This window comes from Pseudomonas sp. SJZ074, assembly GCF_007828215.1.
GTDB lineage: Bacteria > Pseudomonadota > Gammaproteobacteria > Pseudomonadales > Pseudomonadaceae > Aquipseudomonas.
On the sequence record NZ_VIUE01000003.1, the window covers coordinates 351,445 to 368,953 of the forward strand.

15 protein-coding genes and 2 pseudogenes are annotated in these 17,509 nt (G+C 60.8%); 14 read left to right on the plus strand and 3 right to left on the minus strand.

Annotated elements, in window-relative coordinates; translation table 11 throughout:
* Nucleotides 1–220: 220 nt before the first annotated feature.
* Entirely contained in the window at nt 221–496 is a 276-nt protein-coding gene (locus FBX99_RS06065; RefSeq protein ID WP_041024755.1) for a polyhydroxyalkanoic acid system family protein, read from the minus strand.
* A gap of 140 nt (nt 497–636) precedes the next feature.
* Between FBX99_RS06065 and ubiE the strand changes: the two genes are divergently transcribed.
* The 14 genes and pseudogenes from ubiE to FBX99_RS06130 all read left to right on the plus strand — a co-directional run bounded on the left by ubiE (nt 637) and on the right by FBX99_RS06130 (nt 12,697).
* The gene (gene ubiE, locus FBX99_RS06070) at nt 637–1,407 is read left to right on the plus strand and encodes a bifunctional demethylmenaquinone methyltransferase/2-methoxy-6-polyprenyl-1,4-benzoquinol methylase UbiE (RefSeq protein ID WP_024779926.1); all 771 of its coding nucleotides are present in this window, start codon (nt 637–639) and stop codon (nt 1,405–1,407) included.
* Nucleotides 1,407–2,031, plus strand: a pseudogene (locus tag FBX99_RS06075) (SCP2 domain-containing protein). Before ubiE ends, FBX99_RS06075 begins: the two are co-directional and overlap by 1 nt.
* On the plus strand, nt 2,028–3,632 hold the full coding sequence (ubiB, locus tag FBX99_RS06080; RefSeq protein ID WP_144928925.1) for a ubiquinone biosynthesis regulatory protein kinase UbiB: 1,605 nt from the start codon (nt 2,028–2,030) through the stop codon (nt 3,630–3,632). The pseudogene FBX99_RS06075 and the gene ubiB overlap by 4 nt, the downstream one beginning before the upstream one ends.
* An 81-nt stretch (nt 3,633–3,713) precedes the next feature.
* Nucleotides 3,714–4,112 (plus strand): phosphoribosyl-AMP cyclohydrolase, encoded by a 399-nt coding sequence (gene hisI, locus FBX99_RS06085; protein WP_144928923.1) that lies wholly within the window; start codon nt 3,714–3,716, stop codon nt 4,110–4,112.
* The gene (locus FBX99_RS06090; protein WP_047699744.1) at nt 4,105–4,437 is read left to right on the plus strand and encodes a phosphoribosyl-ATP diphosphatase; all 333 of its coding nucleotides are present in this window, start codon (nt 4,105–4,107) and stop codon (nt 4,435–4,437) included. The genes hisI and FBX99_RS06090 overlap by 8 nt, the downstream gene beginning before the upstream one ends.
* Nucleotides 4,438–4,461: 24 nt before the next feature.
* Entirely contained in the window at nt 4,462–4,749 is a 288-nt protein-coding gene (locus tag FBX99_RS06095) for a twin-arginine translocase TatA/TatE family subunit (RefSeq protein WP_144928921.1), read from the plus strand.
* 10 nt (nt 4,750–4,759) lie between these two features.
* Entirely contained in the window at nt 4,760–5,176 is a 417-nt protein-coding gene (gene tatB, locus FBX99_RS06100) for a Sec-independent protein translocase protein TatB (RefSeq protein WP_144928919.1), read from the plus strand.
* The gene (tatC, locus tag FBX99_RS06105) at nt 5,173–5,967 is read left to right on the plus strand and encodes a twin-arginine translocase subunit TatC (RefSeq protein WP_144928917.1); all 795 of its coding nucleotides are present in this window, start codon (nt 5,173–5,175) and stop codon (nt 5,965–5,967) included. The genes tatB and tatC overlap by 4 nt, the downstream gene beginning before the upstream one ends.
* The gene (locus tag FBX99_RS06110; protein WP_144928915.1) at nt 5,964–6,671 is read left to right on the plus strand and encodes a 16S rRNA (uracil(1498)-N(3))-methyltransferase; all 708 of its coding nucleotides are present in this window, start codon (nt 5,964–5,966) and stop codon (nt 6,669–6,671) included. Before tatC ends, FBX99_RS06110 begins: the two co-directional genes overlap by 4 nt.
* Nucleotides 6,672–6,760: 89 nt before the next feature.
* Nucleotides 6,761–8,677: a methyl-accepting chemotaxis protein gene (locus FBX99_RS06115; RefSeq protein ID WP_145130933.1), complete on the plus strand. Its 1,917-nt coding sequence runs from the start codon at nt 6,761–6,763 to the stop codon at nt 8,675–8,677.
* Between the two features lie 293 nt (nt 8,678–8,970).
* Nucleotides 8,971–9,951, plus strand: a pseudogene (locus FBX99_RS29515) (methyl-accepting chemotaxis protein); the annotation flags it as partial.
* A gap of 141 nt (nt 9,952–10,092) precedes the next feature.
* A complete protein-coding gene (locus tag FBX99_RS29520; protein ID WP_371923842.1) occupies nt 10,093–10,806 on the plus strand; it encodes a methyl-accepting chemotaxis protein in 714 nt (237 codons plus the stop codon).
* Nucleotides 10,807–11,263: 457 nt separating this feature from the next.
* Nucleotides 11,264–11,713 carry a hypothetical protein gene (locus FBX99_RS06125; protein WP_144928909.1) on the plus strand — a complete coding sequence of 150 codons (450 nt, stop codon included), beginning with the start codon at nt 11,264–11,266 and terminating at the stop codon, nt 11,711–11,713.
* A gap of 612 nt (nt 11,714–12,325) precedes the next feature.
* A complete protein-coding gene (locus tag FBX99_RS06130) occupies nt 12,326–12,697 on the plus strand; it encodes a DUF6124 family protein (RefSeq protein WP_144928907.1) in 372 nt (123 codons plus the stop codon).
* Nucleotides 12,698–12,901: 204 nt separating this feature from the next.
* On the opposite strand, the gene mdoH is transcribed toward FBX99_RS06130, so the two are convergent.
* A complete protein-coding gene (mdoH, locus tag FBX99_RS06135; protein WP_144928905.1) occupies nt 12,902–15,472 on the minus strand; it encodes a glucans biosynthesis glucosyltransferase MdoH in 2,571 nt (856 codons plus the stop codon).
* The gene (locus FBX99_RS06140) at nt 15,465–17,237 is read right to left on the minus strand and encodes a glucan biosynthesis protein G (RefSeq protein ID WP_145130935.1); all 1,773 of its coding nucleotides are present in this window, start codon (nt 17,235–17,237) and stop codon (nt 15,465–15,467) included. The genes mdoH and FBX99_RS06140 overlap by 8 nt, the downstream gene beginning before the upstream one ends.
* Nucleotides 17,238–17,509: the final 272 nt, after the last annotated feature.

The following is a 17,509-nucleotide window of genomic DNA, read 5'->3' on the forward strand; positions in this document are numbered from 1 at the left end:
GCACGGGCTCAGGCACAAAGTAGGGAGAATAATTAGAAACGGCACCCTAACAACTGACACAACACTGAAGGCGATGACTTCATGTGGGAGCGGGCTTGCTCGCGAATGCGGTGGACCATTCACTATTGATGTCGACTGATCCACCGCTTTCGCGAGCAAGCCCGCTCCCACAGGAGTAGGTAGTGAACCTGGATGTGTTCCACCCCACACTTTCGATCGATCAAGCCAATGCCTTATCCAACGCCTTTTCGATTTCCGTCTTGATCATTCCGCTCATGGCCGACATCAACAGACCCAGCTTCACGTCGACGCGAATCAAGTCCTCGCCAACGTCCACCGTGCCCTCGACTCCGGAACCCTTGAACTCCAGCGTGTCGCCGACCCATTGCGGCTTCAGGCCATAACTGTCGGATAATTTCTGCGCCAACTGGTCGGCCTTCGCGCGGGCCGCTTCCTTGCCCAGGTCATGGGTACGCTCAACACTGATTTTGGCCATTCGCTGACTCCTGTTATATCGACAATTGCCCGGACTGCGTCAAAACGTCCCGGCGGTGGTTCATCTTACCTTCAGCCTTGCCAAGACAAAGCCCTCCACCGGGATTAGAATGTCCCGCATTCTTTTTTGGTGACAGCGATATGACTGATCAGCGCAAAGGCAGCGATGCCGAACCCACCACTCACTTCGGCTTCAAGAACGTGCCGGAAAGCCAGAAGGCGGAAAAAGTCGCTGAGGTTTTCCACTCGGTAGCCGCCAAATATGACTTGATGAACGATCTGCTCTCCGGCGGCATGCACCGCCTCTGGAAGCGCTTCGCAATCGAGTTGTCGGGCGTGCGCAGCGGCAACCGCGTGCTGGACATCGCCGGCGGTACGGGCGACCTGACGAAGAAATTCTCCCACATCGTTGGCCCGACCGGCCATGTGGTGCTGGCCGACATTAACGAATCCATGCTCAAGGTCGGGCGCGACCGCCTGTTGGACCTGGGTGTCGCCGGCAATGTCGAGTTCGTTCAGGCCGACGCTGAGAAACTGCCGTTCCCGGACAACCATTTCGATTGCGTGACCATCGCCTTCGGCCTGCGCAACGTCACCCACAAGGAAGATGCCCTGCGCTCGATGCTGCGGGTGCTCAAGCCCGGTGGTCGCCTGCTGGTGCTGGAGTTCTCCAAGCCCACCAACGCGCTGATGTCCAAGGCCTACGACGCCTACTCGTTCGCCTTCATGCCGCTGATGGGCAAGCTGATCACCAACGATGCGGAAAGTTATCGCTACCTGGCCGAATCGATCCGCATGCACCCGGACCAGGAGACCCTGAAGTCGATGATGGTCGAAGCCGGTTTCGACCGCGTGACCTACCACAACATGACCTCAGGTATCGTGGCCCTGCACCGCGGAATCAAACCCTGATGTTGTTCGCCGGCCTGCTCGCCAGCGTCGAACTCGGCATCAACCGGGTATTGCGCCTGGACAGCACGGCGCTGGCGCGCCTGGCACATCTGGGCGGCAAGGTGATTGCCGTCGACTGCCGCAGCCCGGCGCTGCAGTTGTTTATCCTGCCCAGCGACGAAGGCCTGATGCTCGCCTCTCATTGGGAAGCCGAGGCGGATTGCACCCTGCGCGCCCCGGCCTCGAGCTTGTTGAACCTGGCCTTGAGCAAGGACAAGACTGCGGTGCTGCACAGCCCCGACGTCGAACTCGAAGGCGACAGCGGTGTGCTGCTGGACCTCGCGGCCATCCTGCAGGATCTGGAGCTGGACTGGGAATATGAGCTGTCTCGCTGGCTCGGCCCGGTGGCCACCCAGTTGATCAGCGGCCATTTGCGCAGTCGTACGCGCTGGTATCGGCAGGGGTTCGCCACCCTGGGGCAGAATCTGAGTGAATACCTGGCCGAAGAATCGCGTACGCTCGTAGGCAAACGCGAAGCCGAAGCCCGTTTTAGTGAACTGGACCGGATCAAACTTGATCTGGAACGTCTCGAGGCGCGTTTCGAGCGCCTTTCCCGATCCCTTGAAACCAAGCGATAACGCATGAAGCTGCTTGCCGTCCGCCGTTTGTTGCGCATCCAGCGCGTCGTGATCCGTTACCGCCTCGATGACCTGCTGTTCGCCCTGCCACTGCCCTGGTTTCTGCTGGCACTGCGCTTCGCGCTGCCGTGGCGCTGGTTCCCCCGGCGAACGCTGGACCTGAGTCGCGGCGCCCGCCTGCGCCTGGCCTTGCAGGACCTGGGGCCGATCTTCATCAAGTTCGGGCAGATCCTCTCGACCCGCCGCGATCTGCTGCCCGAAGACATCGCCGATGAGTTGATGCTGCTGCAGGACCGTGTGCCACCGTTCGACTCCAGACTGTCTGTGGCCTTGATCGAGGAACAACTGGGCAGGAAGATCAACGAAGTCTTCAGCCGTTTCGATGTCGAGCCCCTGGCTTCGGCCTCCGTGGCTCAGGTTCACGCCGCACAGCTCAAGAGTGGCGAAGAAGTGGTGGTCAAGGTCATTCGCCCAGGCCTCAAGCCGGTCATCGCCCAGGACCTGGCGTGGCTGTTCATCCTTGCCCGCGCCGCCGAGCGACTGTCCGCCGATGCACGCCTGCTGCACCCGGTCGACGTGGTGCTGGATTACGAGAAGACCATCTACGACGAACTCGACCTGCTGCGCGAGGCCGCCAACGCCAGCCAGTTGCGCCGCAACTTCGAAGGCTCGCCGTTGCTGTATGTGCCGCAGGTCTATTGGGACTGGTGCCGGCCCAAGGTCCTGGTGATGGAGCGCATCTACGGCATCCAGGTCACCGACCTGGCAACCCTGGCCGACCAGCGTACCGACATGAAGATGCTCGCCGAGCGCGGAGTGGAAATCTTTTTCACCCAGGTGTTCCGCGACAGCTTCTTCCACGCCGACATGCACCCCGGCAACATCTTCGTCAGCACCGTGCAGCCGTGGAGCCCGCAATACATCGCTATCGACTGTGGCATCGTCGGCAGCCTGACGCCCGAAGACCAGGATTACCTGGCCCGCAACCTGTTCGCGTTCTTCAAGCGCGACTACCGTCGCGTCGCGCAACTGCACATCGATTCAGGCTGGGTGCCGGCCGAGACCAAGCTCAACGAATTCGAAGCGGCGATCCGCACCGTGTGCGAGCCGATCTTCGAAAAACCGTTAAAAGATATTTCCTTCGGCCAGGTGCTGATGCGCCTGTTCCAGACCGCGCGTCGCTTCAACATGGAGGTTCAGCCGCAGCTGGTGCTGTTGCAGAAAACCCTGCTGAACATCGAGGGCCTGGGTCGCCAGTTGTACCCGGACCTGGACCTGTGGAACACCGCCCAGCCCTTCCTCGAACGCTGGATGCGCGAGCGCGTCAGCCCCAAGGCCCTGCTGGGCAATGTGCAGAGCCAGTTCGAGCAGATCCCGCACCTGGCCAATATGACCCGGGACCTGCTCGAACGCATGTCCCAGCCCCACGCCCAGGACCCCGCACCGCCATGGAAACGCCGCAATGACGACTGGTTGCTGCGCCTGCTCGGCGCTGCGCATCTGGGTGGCGGCGCGGTACTGGCGGCCGGCGGACCGTTGAGCGAACTGGGGCATTGGCCCGCCGCCGTGATGGTGATCGTCGGTTTGTATCTGGTCGTTCGTCGATAGCCAGCACCGGTTCGCACTGGCACACTGTTTCAACGCTGGGCCCACCGACTTGAGGTGCAAGGCCCATGGTCGGAGTCGAAGATGAAAAACTGGCAGGACGAAATCAAATGGGACGCTGAAGGCCTGGTGCCGGCCATCGCCCAGGATCACAAAACCGGGCGCGTGCTGATGATGGCCTGGATGAACCGCGAAGCCCTGGCCCTGACCGCCAGCGAGAACCGCGCCATCTATTGGTCACGTTCCCGTGGCAAGCTGTGGCGCAAGGGCGAAGAGTCCGGCCACGTGCAGCATCTGCATGAAATGCGCCTGGACTGCGATGGCGACGTCATCATCCTGATGGTCGAACAGATCGGAGAAATCGCCTGTCACACCGGCCGTCAAAGCTGCTTCTATCGCGTCTTCGAGAACGGCGACTGGAAAACCGTCGATCCGGTGCTCAAGGACCCGCATGCCATTTATTCAGGACATACCCATGAGTGATACCCTGACCCGCCTGGCCCAGGTGCTGGAAGAGCGCAAAGGCGCAGCGGCCGACAGTTCCTATGTCGCGAGCCTGTACCACAAGGGCCTGAACAAGATTCTGGAGAAAGTCGGCGAGGAATCGGTCGAGACCATCATCGCCGCCAAGGACGCCGCTGTCAGCGGTGACTGCAGCGACGTGATCTACGAGACCGCCGATCTGTGGTTCCACAGCCTGGTCATGCTGGCTCAACTGGGGCAGCACCCGCAGGCTGTACTGGATGAACTGGACCGTCGCTTCGGTCTGTCCGGGCATGTCGAGAAAGCCTCGCGCCCGTCCGCCTGATCAATTATCGAGAGGAATAGCCACATGGGTATTTTTGACTGGAAACACTGGATCGTCATCCTGGTTGTCGTGGTGCTGGTATTCGGGACCAAGAAGTTGAAGAACCTAGGTACCGATGTCGGCGAATCGATCAAGGGCTTTCGCAAGGCCATGAATGACGACGAGAAACCGGCCGATCCGACGGCAGCCCCTGCCCAGCCTGCGCAACCGGCCCCACCCGTACAGCCTCAGGCCACGCAGCCTGTGAGTACACCGCACACCATCGATGTGCAGGCACAGAAAGTCGAAGAGCCGACCCGTAAAGACCCGTGAGCACTGACTAATGTTTGGGATCAGCTTCACTGAACTGCTGCTCGTCGGCCTCGTCGCCCTGCTGGTGCTGGGCCCCGAGCGCCTGCCGGGTGCTGCGCGCACCGCCGGTCTCTGGATCGGGCGCCTGAAGCGCAGCTTCAATGCGATCAAACAGGAAGTCGAGCGTGAAATCGGTGCCGACGAGATCCGTCGGCAACTTCACAACGAACACATCCTGTCCCTGGAGCAGGAGGCGCGGAAAATCCTCGCACCGACCCAGCAGGAGCCGACGCCGGTCCAGCCCCCGGCCGAACAGGCAACGGCGTCCCCGGTACCGGTGGACGAACCCGCAGCGGTACCGGCCGAGTCAGTCAAACCGGCAGCGACAGCCCCAACGGCGCCGACACCGGCCCCCCACGACCCAACACAGCCACCGCGAGCATCATGAGCAATATCCCAGAGAACGATCAGCCGATGCCGCTGGTATCGCACCTCACCGAGTTGCGCACCCGCCTGCTGCGTTGCGTGGCGGCGATTTTCATCATCTTCGCCGGGCTGTTCGCCTTCACCCAGCAGATCTACACCTTCGTCTCCACGCCCCTGCGCCAATATCTGCCGGCGGGCGCGACCATGATCGCCACCGACGTGTCGTCGCCGTTCCTGACCCCGCTGAAGCTGACGATGATGGTCTCGCTGTTCCTGGCGATTCCGGTGATCCTGCACCAGATCTGGGGCTTCATCGCACCGGGCCTGTACAAGCATGAAAAACGCATCGCCGTGCCGCTGCTGGTTTCCAGCATCCTGCTGTTCTACACCGGCATGGCCTTCGCCTATTTCCTGGTGTTCCCGCTGATCTTCAAGTTCTTCGCCGCCGCCACCCCGGCCGGCGTGGAGATGATGACCGACATCACCAGCTACCTGGATTTCGTCATGACGCTGTTCTTCGCCTTCGGCGTGGCATTCGAAATTCCCGTGGCGGTGGTGTTGCTGGTGTGGATCGGTGTGGTCGATGTCGCATACCTGAAGAAGATCCGTCCGTACGTGATCATCGGTTGCTTCGTGGTCGGCATGATCCTCACCCCGCCGGACATCTTCTCCCAGACCCTGCTGGCGGTACCGATGTGGTTGCTGTTCGAGATCGGCGTGCTGTTCGGCGGCCTGGTGCGTAAACGTAGCGAAGAGCCGGAAGCTGAAACGGCCGACGATCACAACGACCAGCCGCCTGCGACCCAACCGTGAACCTGCTGCTGCTCGAAGAGGCCGATTTCGTTGGTCCTGACCGGGTCGTCCTGAGCGATCGCCGGCTGACCCATATGCAGGAAGTCCACCGCAGCGCCGTCGGCGACAGCCTGCGGGTCGGGTGCGTCGGCGGATTGATGGGCACGGCCCAGGTACTGCGCCTGGAAGCTCGCGAAGCCGAACTGCAAGTAACCCTCGACCAGCCGCCACCGGCCAAGCTGCCGCTGACACTGGTACTGGCCCTGCCGCGGCCGAAGATGCTCCGGCGGGTGTTCCAGACCATCGCCACCATGGGCGTGCCCCGTGTGGTACTGGTCAACAGCTATCGCGTCGAGAAGAGCTTCTGGCAGACACCCTTCCTTGAGCCCGAGGCCATTCGCGAACAACTGATCCTCGGCCTGGAACAGGCGCGGGACAGTGTGCTGCCGGAGATCATCATCGAAAAACGCTTCAAGCCCTTCGTTGAAGATCGCTTGCCGGCCATCGTCAGTGGCACCCTGGGCCTGGTCGGTCACCCTGGCGACCACCCGCCCTGCCCACGGGCATTGACGGAACCGGTCACCCTGGCGATTGGCCCCGAAGGCGGTTGGATTCCCTACGAGATCGACCTGCTGGGCAAGGCCGGCCTGCAACCGGTGCAGCTTGGCGAACGAATCCTGCGGGTCGAGACCGCCGTTACGGCATTGCTCGCAAGGCTGTTCTGATCCCCTCGCCGCAAAAGTCCTTCAGATTCTGCCCAAGCTGCCGATATAGCTCCCCATAAAACCAATTGGTCCCTCAAGGGAGTATCAGCATGTTCCGGTGGTTTGCCCAGGCTCTGGGAAACGTAAGCGTCAATCGCAAACTCGGCTTCGGCTTCGGCCTGGTGCTGTTTCTCACTTTGATGATCGCCTTCACCGGTTGGTCCGGCTTGGGCAACGTCATCAGTCGGGGCGACAAGCTGGGATTCATTGCCAGCCTGAACGACTTGAGCAAGGACTTGAGCCTGGCCAGCATCGACTACAACGCCACGCGGGGCGAGAAAGGGCCACAACAGGTCAACGATCTGCTGGGCAAGCTTGAGGCCGGGCTGAAGGATGCTCGCCAGTTGCTCGAACAGCCGGCCGATGTGGCCATGATCGACAAGCAATTGGCCGCCGTGACCGAATACAAAAGCGCCTTTGCCGGAATGACCCGCGCCACCGTCAACCGCGAAGATGCCCGCAGTAAACTCGGCGCCAGCGCCGACAACGCCGTGGCCCGGGTCGCCGAGGTAGAACAGTCACTGTTGCAAGGCGGCGACGTCACCCTGTTCAACAGCGCGGTAACCCTGAGCAAAGCAGTTCAGCAAGCGCGTTACCAGGTTCGCGGCTACACCTATAGCGGCAAGAGCGAAGCCCAGCAGCCAGCCCTGGAAGCCATCGATACCGTGCTCAAGCTGCTGGCACGCCTGCCGGACCAACTGCCCCAGGAACATGCCGCCAATCTGCAACAGGCTAGCGATTCGTTCAATCTGTACCGCGCGGCGGTCGCCCAGTTCCGTGACTCGCAGATCGAGAACGGCGCCGCCCTCCAGCGCATGACCGAGCAAGGCCAGGTGCTGATCGACTCCAGCCAGAAGCTGACCGTGTCCCAGACAGCCAAGCGTGACCACGACGTCGCCCAGGCCAAGACCGTCCTGATCGTTGCCGCCGCGCTGGCCCTGTTGTTCGGCGTCATTGCCGCCCTGCTCATCACCCGGCAGATCGTTGTCCCGCTCGGCCAGACCCTCCAGGTCGCCGAACGGGTAGCCGCCGGCGACCTGAGCCACAACCTGACCTCCGAGCGTCGCGACGAAATGGGCCAACTGCAACGCGCCATGCAAAGCATGACCGTGAGCCTGCGGCAATTGATCGGTGGCATCAGCGAAGGTGTCACCCAGATCGCCAGCGCCGCCGAACAGCTTTCAGCCGTGACCGAGCAGACCAGCGCCGGGGTCAACAGTCAGAAGGTCGAGACCGATCAAGTGGCTACCGCCATGCACGAAATGACCGCCACGGTGCAGGAAGTGGCGCGCAACGCCGAAGAAGCCTCCGAGGCTGCCGTTGCCGCCGACCAGCAGGCCCGCGAGGGTGAGCGAGTGGTTGGCGAAGCCATCGCCCAGATCGAGCGCCTGGCCGAGGAAGTGGGCCACTCCATCAACGCCATGAGCGATTTGAAGCGCGAGAGTGACAAAATCGGCAGCGTCCTGGACGTGATCAAGTCTGTCGCCCAGCAGACCAACCTGTTGGCTCTCAACGCCGCCATCGAGGCCGCGCGGGCCGGTGAAGCCGGGCGTGGTTTCGCCGTGGTCGCCGACGAAGTCCGCAGCCTGGCCCAGCGCACTCAGAAGTCCACCGAGGAGATCGAGGAACTGATCGTTGGCCTGCAAAACGGTACCGAACAGGTCGCGACCATCATGGACAACAGCCGCGGCCTGACCGACAGCAGCGTCGAACTCACCCGCCGGGCTGGTGGTTCGCTGGAGAACATCACCCGCACGGTCTCGGCCATCCAGTCGATGAACCAGCAGATCGCCGCCGCGGCCGAGCAGCAGAGCGCCACCGCCGAAGAGATCAACCGCAGCGTATTGAACGTGCGCGACGTCTCCGAACAAACCTCCGCCGCCAGCGAACAGACCGCCAGTTCCAGTGCCGAGCTGGCACGTCTCGGCGTTCATTTGCAGACGCTGGTGGGGCGCTTCAAGGTCTAAGCGCTCAAAAACGACTACAAGAAACCCGAGGCGGGAGCGCTTGCTCTCGCCTGGGCAAGCCGGCTACGCCCTGGATGGACGTGCGACTGATTCGTAACCGAACAAGAGCAAGCGCCCTCCTGTCCAGTCCCTCACCTATTTCCTACAGATCTGCATGGCATGGTCGATACTCTCCTCATAAGACCTACAAAAAGGTCCGTGGGAGTATCAGCATGTTCAGTTGGCTAACCGAAAAGCTGGGAAACGTAAGTGTCAATCGCAAGCTGGGGTTCGGTTTTGGCCTGGTCTTGCTGATGACTCTCCTGAGCACCTTCGCCGGCTGGAGCAGCCTGAGCAGCGTGATCAGTCGCTCGGACAAACAGGCGTCCATTGCCAGTCTCAATGAATTGGCCAAGGATTTACGAATTGCCAGCCTCGACTACGAGATGCGGCGCGGCGAACAAGGACCAACTGCCGTCAGCGACCTGGTAGGCAAGCTGCAGGAAAGCATACAGACTGCTCTCAAACGGTTTGTACGACCGACCGACCAGGAACTGCTCAATCAGCAACTGGCTATCCTCGATGATTACAAACGCAGCTTTAGCGACCTGACCCAGGCGACACAGAACCGCGAATCGGCCCGATCCAAGCTGGGGGCCAACGCCGACAATGCCGTGGCGAAGGTGACGGAAGTCGAAAACGCCCTGCGACAAGGCGACAGCGTCGCGCAATTCAATAACGTGGTCGAGCTGAGCAAACTGCTCCAGCAGGCCCGCTATCAAGTGCGCGGCTACACCTACAGCGGCAAGGCCGACGCCGAACAACCCGCCCTGGATGCCATCGAAAACGTCCTGAAGAACCTTCAAGACCTGCCCGGCAAATTGCCGGAACAGCACACCGCCAATCTGCAGCAAGCCGCCGAATCGATGAAGGCCTATCGTGCCGCTGTCAGCCAGTTCCGCGACTCGCAGGTGGTCAGCGCCTCGGCCTTCAAGAAAATGCTGGAGCAAGAGAGCCACTTGAGTGAGCTCAATAATCGAATGACAGTTTCGCAGATCGAGAAACGCGATCAGGAAACCGGACAAGCCAAGGAAACCTTGATCATCGTCGCCGTCCTGGCGTTAGCCTTTGGTCTGCTGGCGGCATGGATCATCACCCGGCAGATCGTTGCTCCCCTGCAACAGACCTTGAGCGCGGTCGAACGTGTCGCCTCGGGTGACCTCAGCCATGACCTTGTGGTCGCCCGCCGTGACGAAATGGGCCAACTGCAAGGTAGCCTGCAACGCATGACCGTGAGCCTGCGGCAATTGATCGGTGGCATCAGCGAAGGTGTCACCCAGATCGCCAGCGCCGCTGAACAGCTGTCGGCCGTGACCGAACAGACCAGTGCCGGGGTCAACAGCCAGAAGATCGAGACCGATCAGGTCGCCACCGCCATGCACGAAATGACCGCCACGGTGCAGGATGTGGCGCGCAACGCCGAGGAAGCCTCCGAGGCTGCCGTTGCCGCCGACCAGCAAGCCCGCGAGGGTGAGCGAGTGGTGGGCGAAGCCATCGCTCAGATCGAGCGCCTGGCCAACGAAGTCAGCAACTCCACCGCCGCCATGGGTGACTTGAAGCACGAGAGCGACAAGATCGGCAGCGTGCTGGACGTAATCAAGTCCGTGGCCCAGCAAACCAACCTGCTGGCGCTCAACGCCGCTATCGAAGCCGCCCGCGCCGGTGAGGCCGGGCGTGGTTTCGCCGTGGTGGCCGACGAGGTCCGCAGCCTGGCCCAACGCACCCAGAAATCCACCGAAGAGATCGAGGAACTCATCCTCGGACTGCAAAGCGGAACTGAAAGGGTCGCGAGCATCATGGACAGCAGCCGCGGCCTGACCGCCAGCAGCGTCGAACTCACCCGCCGGGCTGGCGGTTCGCTGGAAAACATCACCCGCACGGTCTCGGCCATCCAGTCGATGAACCAGCAGATCGCCGCCGCGGCCGAACAGCAGAGCGCCACGGCTGAAGAGATCAACCGCAGCGTATTGAACGTGCGCGACGTCTCCGAACAGACCTCCGCCGCCAGCGAAGAAACCGCCGCCTCCAGCGCCGAACTGGCACGTCTCGGCGTTCATTTGCAGACGTTGGTGGGGCGGTTCAAGGTCTAGACAACACCCCCTCCCCGGTGGGAGCAGAGCTTGCTCGCGATAACGGCATTACAGTCGACATCGCTGCAAGCCGTCCCACCGCTTCGCGAGCAGGCTCGCTCCCACAGAAAAGGCCAGCGACAAACACCCAATCCATGAACCCCGCAAAAACTGTGGGAGCGAGCCTGCTCGCGATGGCGGCGTTACATCCAACATAGATGCAAGCTGACACGTCGCCATCGCGAGCAAGCTCGGCTCCCACAGAACGGAAGTTGAGCAGGAGGCCACAGCGTCCTGCGCCATTGCCTACAACTGCACCCGAATCCGCCGGCTTGTGCGCCTGGGGGTCTGGCTTCTATTGTTTGAGGGCTCTGTCGATTAATTACGCTTTCTGAGCATCAAACGCACGATGTTCATCAACTCACAAGGACGCATATGGAGACGATCATTGTTCGTTATCTCGAAACGGTGAACAACCTTGAACAGAATGCCGCGGTACCAAAACAGCGGCAAAGATTGCTACGTACTTTGCAGCATGCTCGAATGTGTATCGATCCAAAGAGTCCTGCCACCGGTCAGCTACTTCAGCGAGGGAAAGAATACGGGTAGAAATGTAAAGTACACCGTGGCCCTCAGTGGTACTGAGACAAAACAGCTGAAAGCCTCCCTAATTCATGCAGTGGGCGCTTCCGGTTATGTTCCTTACAATGATGTGCTGCAAACACAGCTTAAAGTTGACCAGCTGCAGGAGATCATTGATCAACTGAAAGCTGATCTGAAAGCCCGAGACGGGGCCTTGGAAAGACTTGTTCCTGTTCAGCATCTGGCCGAAAGGTGGGCAGTGGACATGGGGCTTGTGTTCGAGGAAGAACTAGAATTCCAGCGGAATCTGGATGCTGCCGATGAGACCGAAACCGAGGATATCTAACAGGCCAGACGAGTTGACACCAGCGCCAACGGCCAATACCATCCACATACATGGTCTGGCAAAGAGAGCAGAACTCTACCCAGGCGACAGGGCTAATACCCTCTTCTGTGAAAGTAAAGTGTCAAAGAAACCGCCTCTTTAGGGCGGTTTTTTTGTGTCCGTGAATTTTCAGAACGGGCTGATTAGTGACCAAGAGCATGCCAGCGTTCCCCAGTCAGGCCCCGTTACCGTTCATCGCGAGCAGGCTCGCTCCCACAGAATGAGGAGCTGTTGTGGAAAGTTGTGAGCAGGGCTACATCGTCTTGCGCCATTGCCTACAACTGCGCCAGAATCCGCCGGCTTGTGCGCTTGGGGTCTGGGTTCTATCGTTTGCGGGTCGTTGCATCCTGTAGCGATCAGGTTTCGCAGCCTGGAATTATCAAGGCGCCTTGCGCCACCGTTTCCTTTCAGTGGGCGCTGCTTCGTCTACTGGATCGTCATGGCGGCTGTGCGCGGGATACCTTCGGGTATGCCGGGTTCCTTGATTCCCGGTCTGCGAACCTGCGTACAGCTGCCACCCTCCCTTCGTTTCGCAGCGAATCGTGGCGGCTCCATCAATCAAGGAGCATCACCATGTTCAAAATCACACCCAATCCTCCGGAAACGGACCCAACCTCTTCCTACACCAGCCTCGACCCCGAAAAACTCCAGGAAGCCACCGAGCGGGCATTGGATTTCTACCTGAAACCGAAACACGCCGAACCCGATAAAGCGCCACCCCCTGGCCAGCTCTTCACCGTTGTAGACGATATCGACACCGAATGCCTGCTGGCCAACCTCAGCGAGACCCTGGCTTCGGCCAATGTCATGGCCAGCGACCTGGCGTTCGAGCTGGATGGACCCCGGCGGCATTTTGCCTTGGGCCTTCAGCAGTTGATCGAGTTGAGTGGTTTGCTGGCGGACCGGGCGCTGGATCGGGTCGACCCACGAGCTGAGGCCGAGTGATGTTGTGGCGAGGGGATTTATCCCCGCTGGGCTGCGTGGCAGCCCCAGAGTCTCAACTCACCTGATCAGGATTGCGGGTTGTCAGGTTCAGGGACGCTACGCGTCCAGCGAGGATAAATCCCCTCGCCACAGGGTATGGTGTCCACAAGAATCGTACCCAACAAAAAGCCCCGCTTCCTTTTGGGAAGCGGGGCTTTTTGTACATCAGGCTACTTGAATCTGTCCGCTCACCGGCTGAAGCGGTAGCAGCGGTGCATGGGGATCAGCCTTGACCGATGCACGCCATGCCGCCAGCCATTCGGGGTGGCTTTCACTCCAGATCTGCTCATGCAGTCGGGACAGGGCCACCGGATCACTCAGTAGCGCCAGTCGCTCGCCGTTGTTGAGCCCGGCCGGGCCGACCTTCAAGGCATGACGAACACGTTCGACCCGCAACCATTCGATCGGCTCGGCCTGGCCGTGCCGGGAAGTCGCCAACGCATACGCCAGGGCGTTTTGCTGTGGGTCGACCACCGCGCGAATGAAGCCGTCGTTCAATGCATGCCAACGGTTCTCGTGGGTGTACTGGTCAGTCGACACCAGCTCTTGGGGTGGTGCGTATTCCTCAGGGATCAGGAACAGGCTTTCATCACGGGACTTCAAGCCCAGGCCGACACGGCTGGAGATCACCGACACCGGAATCGACAGCATCAGCGAACCGACGATCGGTACCAGCCACCACAGGAAGCTCGGGTTCAACCAGATCACCAGCAGTGCCCAGAAGAAGCCCAGCAGGGTCTGCGGACCATGACGCTTGACCGCTTCGCTCCAGGGCGTCGAGTCGTCGTCACGTTGCGGCGAGTTCCAGGTTGCGGCCCAGCCCAGGAACGCGGCGAGCACGAAACGGGTGTGGAAAATCATCCGCACCGGCGCCAGCAACATGGAGAACAACATCTCCAGCAGCATCGACACCGTTACCTTGAACTTGCCACCGAACTCCTTCGCACCCTTGGCCCAGATCAGGATGACGCTCAACAGCTTGGGCAGGAACAGCAGCACGATGGTGGTGGAGAACAGGGCGATGGCCTTCTCCGGATGCCATTGCGGCCAGAGCGGATACAGCTGGCGCGGCTCGAGGAAGTACTGCGGCTCCATCAGTGTGTTCACCGCCAGCAGCGCAGTGGACAGCACCAGGAAGAAGAACCACAAGGGCGCCGACAGGTAGGACATCACCCCGGTCAGGAACACCGCACGGTGCACCGGGTGCATGCCCTTGACCAGGAACAGCCGGAAGTTCATCAGGTTGCCGTGGCACCAGCGACGGTCACGCTTGAGCTCGTCCAGCAGGTTCGGCGGCAACTCTTCGTAGCTGCCCGGCAGGTCATAGGCAATCCACACGCCCCAGCCGGCACGGCGCATCAGTGCGGCTTCGACAAAGTCGTGGGACAGGATCGCACCGGCGAACGCGCCTTTGCCCGGCAGCGGCGCCAGGGCGCAGTGCTCGATGAACGGTTTCATGCGGATGATCGCGTTGTGGCCCCAGTAGTGGGATTCCCCCAACTGCCAGAAGTGCAGGCCGGCGGTGAACAACGGACCGTACACCCGGGTCGCGAACTGCTGCATGCGCGCATACAGCGTATCCATGCCCGAGGCCTTTGGCGCGGTCTGGATGATCCCCGCGTCCGGCGTGGCTTCCATCAGGCGTACCAGGCTGGTCAGGCATTCGCCACTCATGACGCTGTCAGCGTCGAGCACGACCATGTACTTGTAATCGCTGCCCCAACGACGGCAGAAGTCGTCGAGGTTGCCGCTCTTGCGCTTCACGCGACGACGGCGACGACGATAGAAGATCTTGCCCAGGCCGCCGGCTTCCCGGCAGACGTCCAGCCAGGCCTGCTGCTCGGCAACACAGATATCGGTTTCGTTACTGTCGCTGAGCACGAAGAAGTCGAAACGATCCAGATCACCGGTGGCCTTCACCGACTCGAAAGTCGCGCGCAAGCCGGCGAAGACCCGGGGGACGTCTTCGTTGCAGATCGGCATCACCAGTGCGGTGCGAGCGTCCTTGGGGATCGGCTCGTTGCCGGCGCTGGCGCCGGAAATGCGGTACTTGTCGTGACCGGTGAGCAATTCCAGAAAGCCCATCAGCGCGGTCCAGAAACCGGCCGAAACCCAGCAGAACAGGATCCCGAACATGATCAGGATGCTGGTTTGCAAGGCATACGGCAGCACTTGCGTGGCGGTCTGCAGCAATGGCTGGTGCAGGACTTCATCCAGGTCCACGAACGACCAACCCTGGTACGGCATGATGCCTTTCATGTACCAGCCGGCGACGATGGTCTGGCCGAGCATGAGAATCAGCAGGATATAGCGGCGGATCGAGCCTACGGTTCGCCAGCGGGCATGGGGCAGCACCCGCTCATCCTTGGGCGGCTTCGGCGGGTTGGTGCGGCCGGTCATCCTTCGCCAGGCGCGCACCAGGATGTTGGTGCGCCATGGCTCCGGCACGACTTTGGTCCGACGAATCGGCGGCGTGGCTTTCAGGCGCACACGACCGCTGGAGTCGAGCCCCAGCATCTCTGCATCTTCGAGCTCTTCGGCAGTGCTCAGGACCAGCCGACGACCGACCGAGGCTTGCGCCGCCTCGGTGGGACCGTCGAAGGTCGAAGACGAGAGACGTTCATGCAATTCGCTGAAGGACTTGCAGCCCGCCAACTCGGCGCGCTGCTGGTCGGTCATTGGCAAATGGGCCAGATATTCGCTGAGCGTCTCTGGCGGTACTGGCGTATTACTCATCGGCTGGCAACTGATAGCTCCAGGTCTCGGTCAGGACTTGTTCAGTCGGTTCCGGTTCCTGCGGGGTTGGGGTCGCCTCAGCAGCCTCGGATGCCTTGACGGCCTTGGCTTCTTCTTTGGCTTGTTCGTTTGCTTTTTCTGCTTCTTTTTCGCCTTGTTGCTTGGCGATCTTGTCGGCCTTGGCCAAGGTGGCGGTCACGGAGTGCGACGCGGCCGGCGCTTCGACAGGCGTCAACGGACGGACCAGCGCGGCACGCATTTCGGTGGCCTGCTTCGCATCCTTGATCTTCAAGCGCAAGGTCAGGCGCCAGCCCTTGGTTTCAGGGTTGTAGCGCACACTGTTCTCGACGATCTCGGCGTTATCGCCGACGCTCACCTGGCTACGCACTTCGGCGTCTTCCGGCAGCGCCTGCAGGGACGGGCCTTCGAAATCCACCAGGTAGGCCACACTGCCGTCCGGCTGGCGAATCAGATTTGACTGCTTCACGTCACCGGTGGAGCGCAGGGTCTGCTTGACCCAGGCGCTGTCAGGCGAGTGCAGGCTGGCTTCGTCGAGTGTCCAGTGCAGGCGGTAGCCGAAGTCCAGCGGCTGGCCTGGCTCGGGCAGTTTTTCCGGGCTCCAGAAGGCAACGATGTTGTCGTTGGTTTCATCGGCGGTCGGGATTTCCACCAGATCGACAGAACCCTTGCCCCAGTCGCCTTTCGGTTCGATCCAGGCGCTCGGACGCTTGTCATAGCGGTCGTCCAGGTCTTCGTAGTGACTGAAGTCACGACCACGTTGCAGCAGGCCGAAACCACGTGGGTTTTCCACCGAGAAATTGCTCACGGCCAGGTGTTTCGGGTTGTTCAGCGGACGCCAGATCCACTCGCCGTTGCCGGCATGGATCGACAGGCCGCTGGAATCGTGCAGCTCGCGACGGTAGTTCAACACCTTGGACGGCTGGTTCGCGCCGAACAGGAACATGCTGGTCAGCGGGGCGACGCCCAGCTTGTTGACGCGATCGCGCAGGAACATGCGCGCCTTCACGTCGACGACGGTGTCGGTGCCAGGGCGCAGGGTCAGGCGGTAGGCGCCGGTGGCCCGAGGCGAATCCAGCAGGGCGAAGATCACCAGGTGCTTGTCGGTCGGTTTCGGGCGCTGGATCCAGAACTCGCGGAACCGCGGGAATTCTTCACCGGACGGCAACGCGGTATCGATCGCCATGCCGCGGGCGGACAAGCCGTAGGTCTGGCCCTTGCCGATGACGCGGAAATAGCTCGCGCCCAGCATGGTCATGATTTCGTCCTGCTTGTCGGCCTTATTGATCGGGTACAGCACGCGGAAACCCGCGTAGCCCAATTGCTCGGTAGCCTTGGGGTCGAACTGCACGTCGCCGAAGTCGAAGTGCGTCGGGTCGTATTTGATTTCTTCGACGTTGGTCGCGGTAATTTCGTTGATTTTCACCGGCGTATCGAAGTGCATGCCCTGGTGATAGAACGACAGCCGGAACGGCGTCTTCTGGTCGGCCCACTCGGCTTTTTCAGTGCGGAAACGGATTTTTTGATAGTCGCCGAATTTCATGTCGCGAAATTCGTTCGGCAGATTGCTGCGCGGGGCTTCGAATTTTTGCCCGGCCAGTTCTTTAGCCTTCGCCGATACATCATCCAGGCTGAATGCCCACAGTTGACCCGCACCGAGCAGGCACAGCAGCGCCGAACCCGCTACCAGAGCGCTTCTAAACCGTTTGGCAGACATTTTTGGTGCATTACAGGGACTAACAATCACGAGCAACCCTCGCCGAAAACAGATCAAAAAACCAACGGCCAGATAAAGTATCCGCTTGGTAACGGCATAGAAAAACCGACCTTGCGGAGCACTCTTGCCAAGTTGGCGAGCATTGTTCCGACTCCGATGGGGCAAAATGATTCCCCAAACGGCTCAGGACAAGTCTCTACCTAAGTCAAATGGACCAGCGAATGCCGATCCCCCGTAGCGCGCGATTATCTAGCAGGCCGCGTGACAACGCATCAGGGGCAACGAAGTATTTATCGAGAAAA

Bases quoted from the DNA above. Each gene is read 5' to 3' on its own strand.
- FBX99_RS06065 (WP_041024755.1), bottom strand. From the start codon at position 496: ATGGCCAAAATCAGTGTTGAGCGTACCCATGACCTGGGCAAGGAAGCG.
- ubiE (WP_024779926.1), top strand. From the start codon at position 637: ATGACTGATCAGCGCAAAGGCAGCGATGCCGAACCCACCACTCACTTC.
- ubiB (WP_144928925.1), top strand. From the start codon at position 2,028: ATGAAGCTGCTTGCCGTCCGCCGTTTGTTGCGCATCCAGCGCGTCGTG.
- hisI (WP_144928923.1), top strand. From the start codon at position 3,714: ATGAAAAACTGGCAGGACGAAATCAAATGGGACGCTGAAGGCCTGGTG.
- FBX99_RS06090 (WP_047699744.1), top strand. From the start codon at position 4,105: ATGAGTGATACCCTGACCCGCCTGGCCCAGGTGCTGGAAGAGCGCAAA.
- FBX99_RS06095 (WP_144928921.1), top strand. From the start codon at position 4,462: ATGGGTATTTTTGACTGGAAACACTGGATCGTCATCCTGGTTGTCGTG.
- tatB (WP_144928919.1), top strand. From the start codon at position 4,760: ATGTTTGGGATCAGCTTCACTGAACTGCTGCTCGTCGGCCTCGTCGCC.
- tatC (WP_144928917.1), top strand. From the start codon at position 5,173: ATGAGCAATATCCCAGAGAACGATCAGCCGATGCCGCTGGTATCGCAC.
- FBX99_RS06115 (WP_145130933.1), top strand. From the start codon at position 6,761: ATGTTCCGGTGGTTTGCCCAGGCTCTGGGAAACGTAAGCGTCAATCGC.
- FBX99_RS29520 (WP_371923842.1), top strand. From the start codon at position 10,093: ATGCACGAAATGACCGCCACGGTGCAGGATGTGGCGCGCAACGCCGAG.
- FBX99_RS06130 (WP_144928907.1), top strand. From the start codon at position 12,326: ATGTTCAAAATCACACCCAATCCTCCGGAAACGGACCCAACCTCTTCC.
- mdoH (WP_144928905.1), bottom strand. From the start codon at position 15,472: ATGAGTAATACGCCAGTACCGCCAGAGACGCTCAGCGAATATCTGGCC.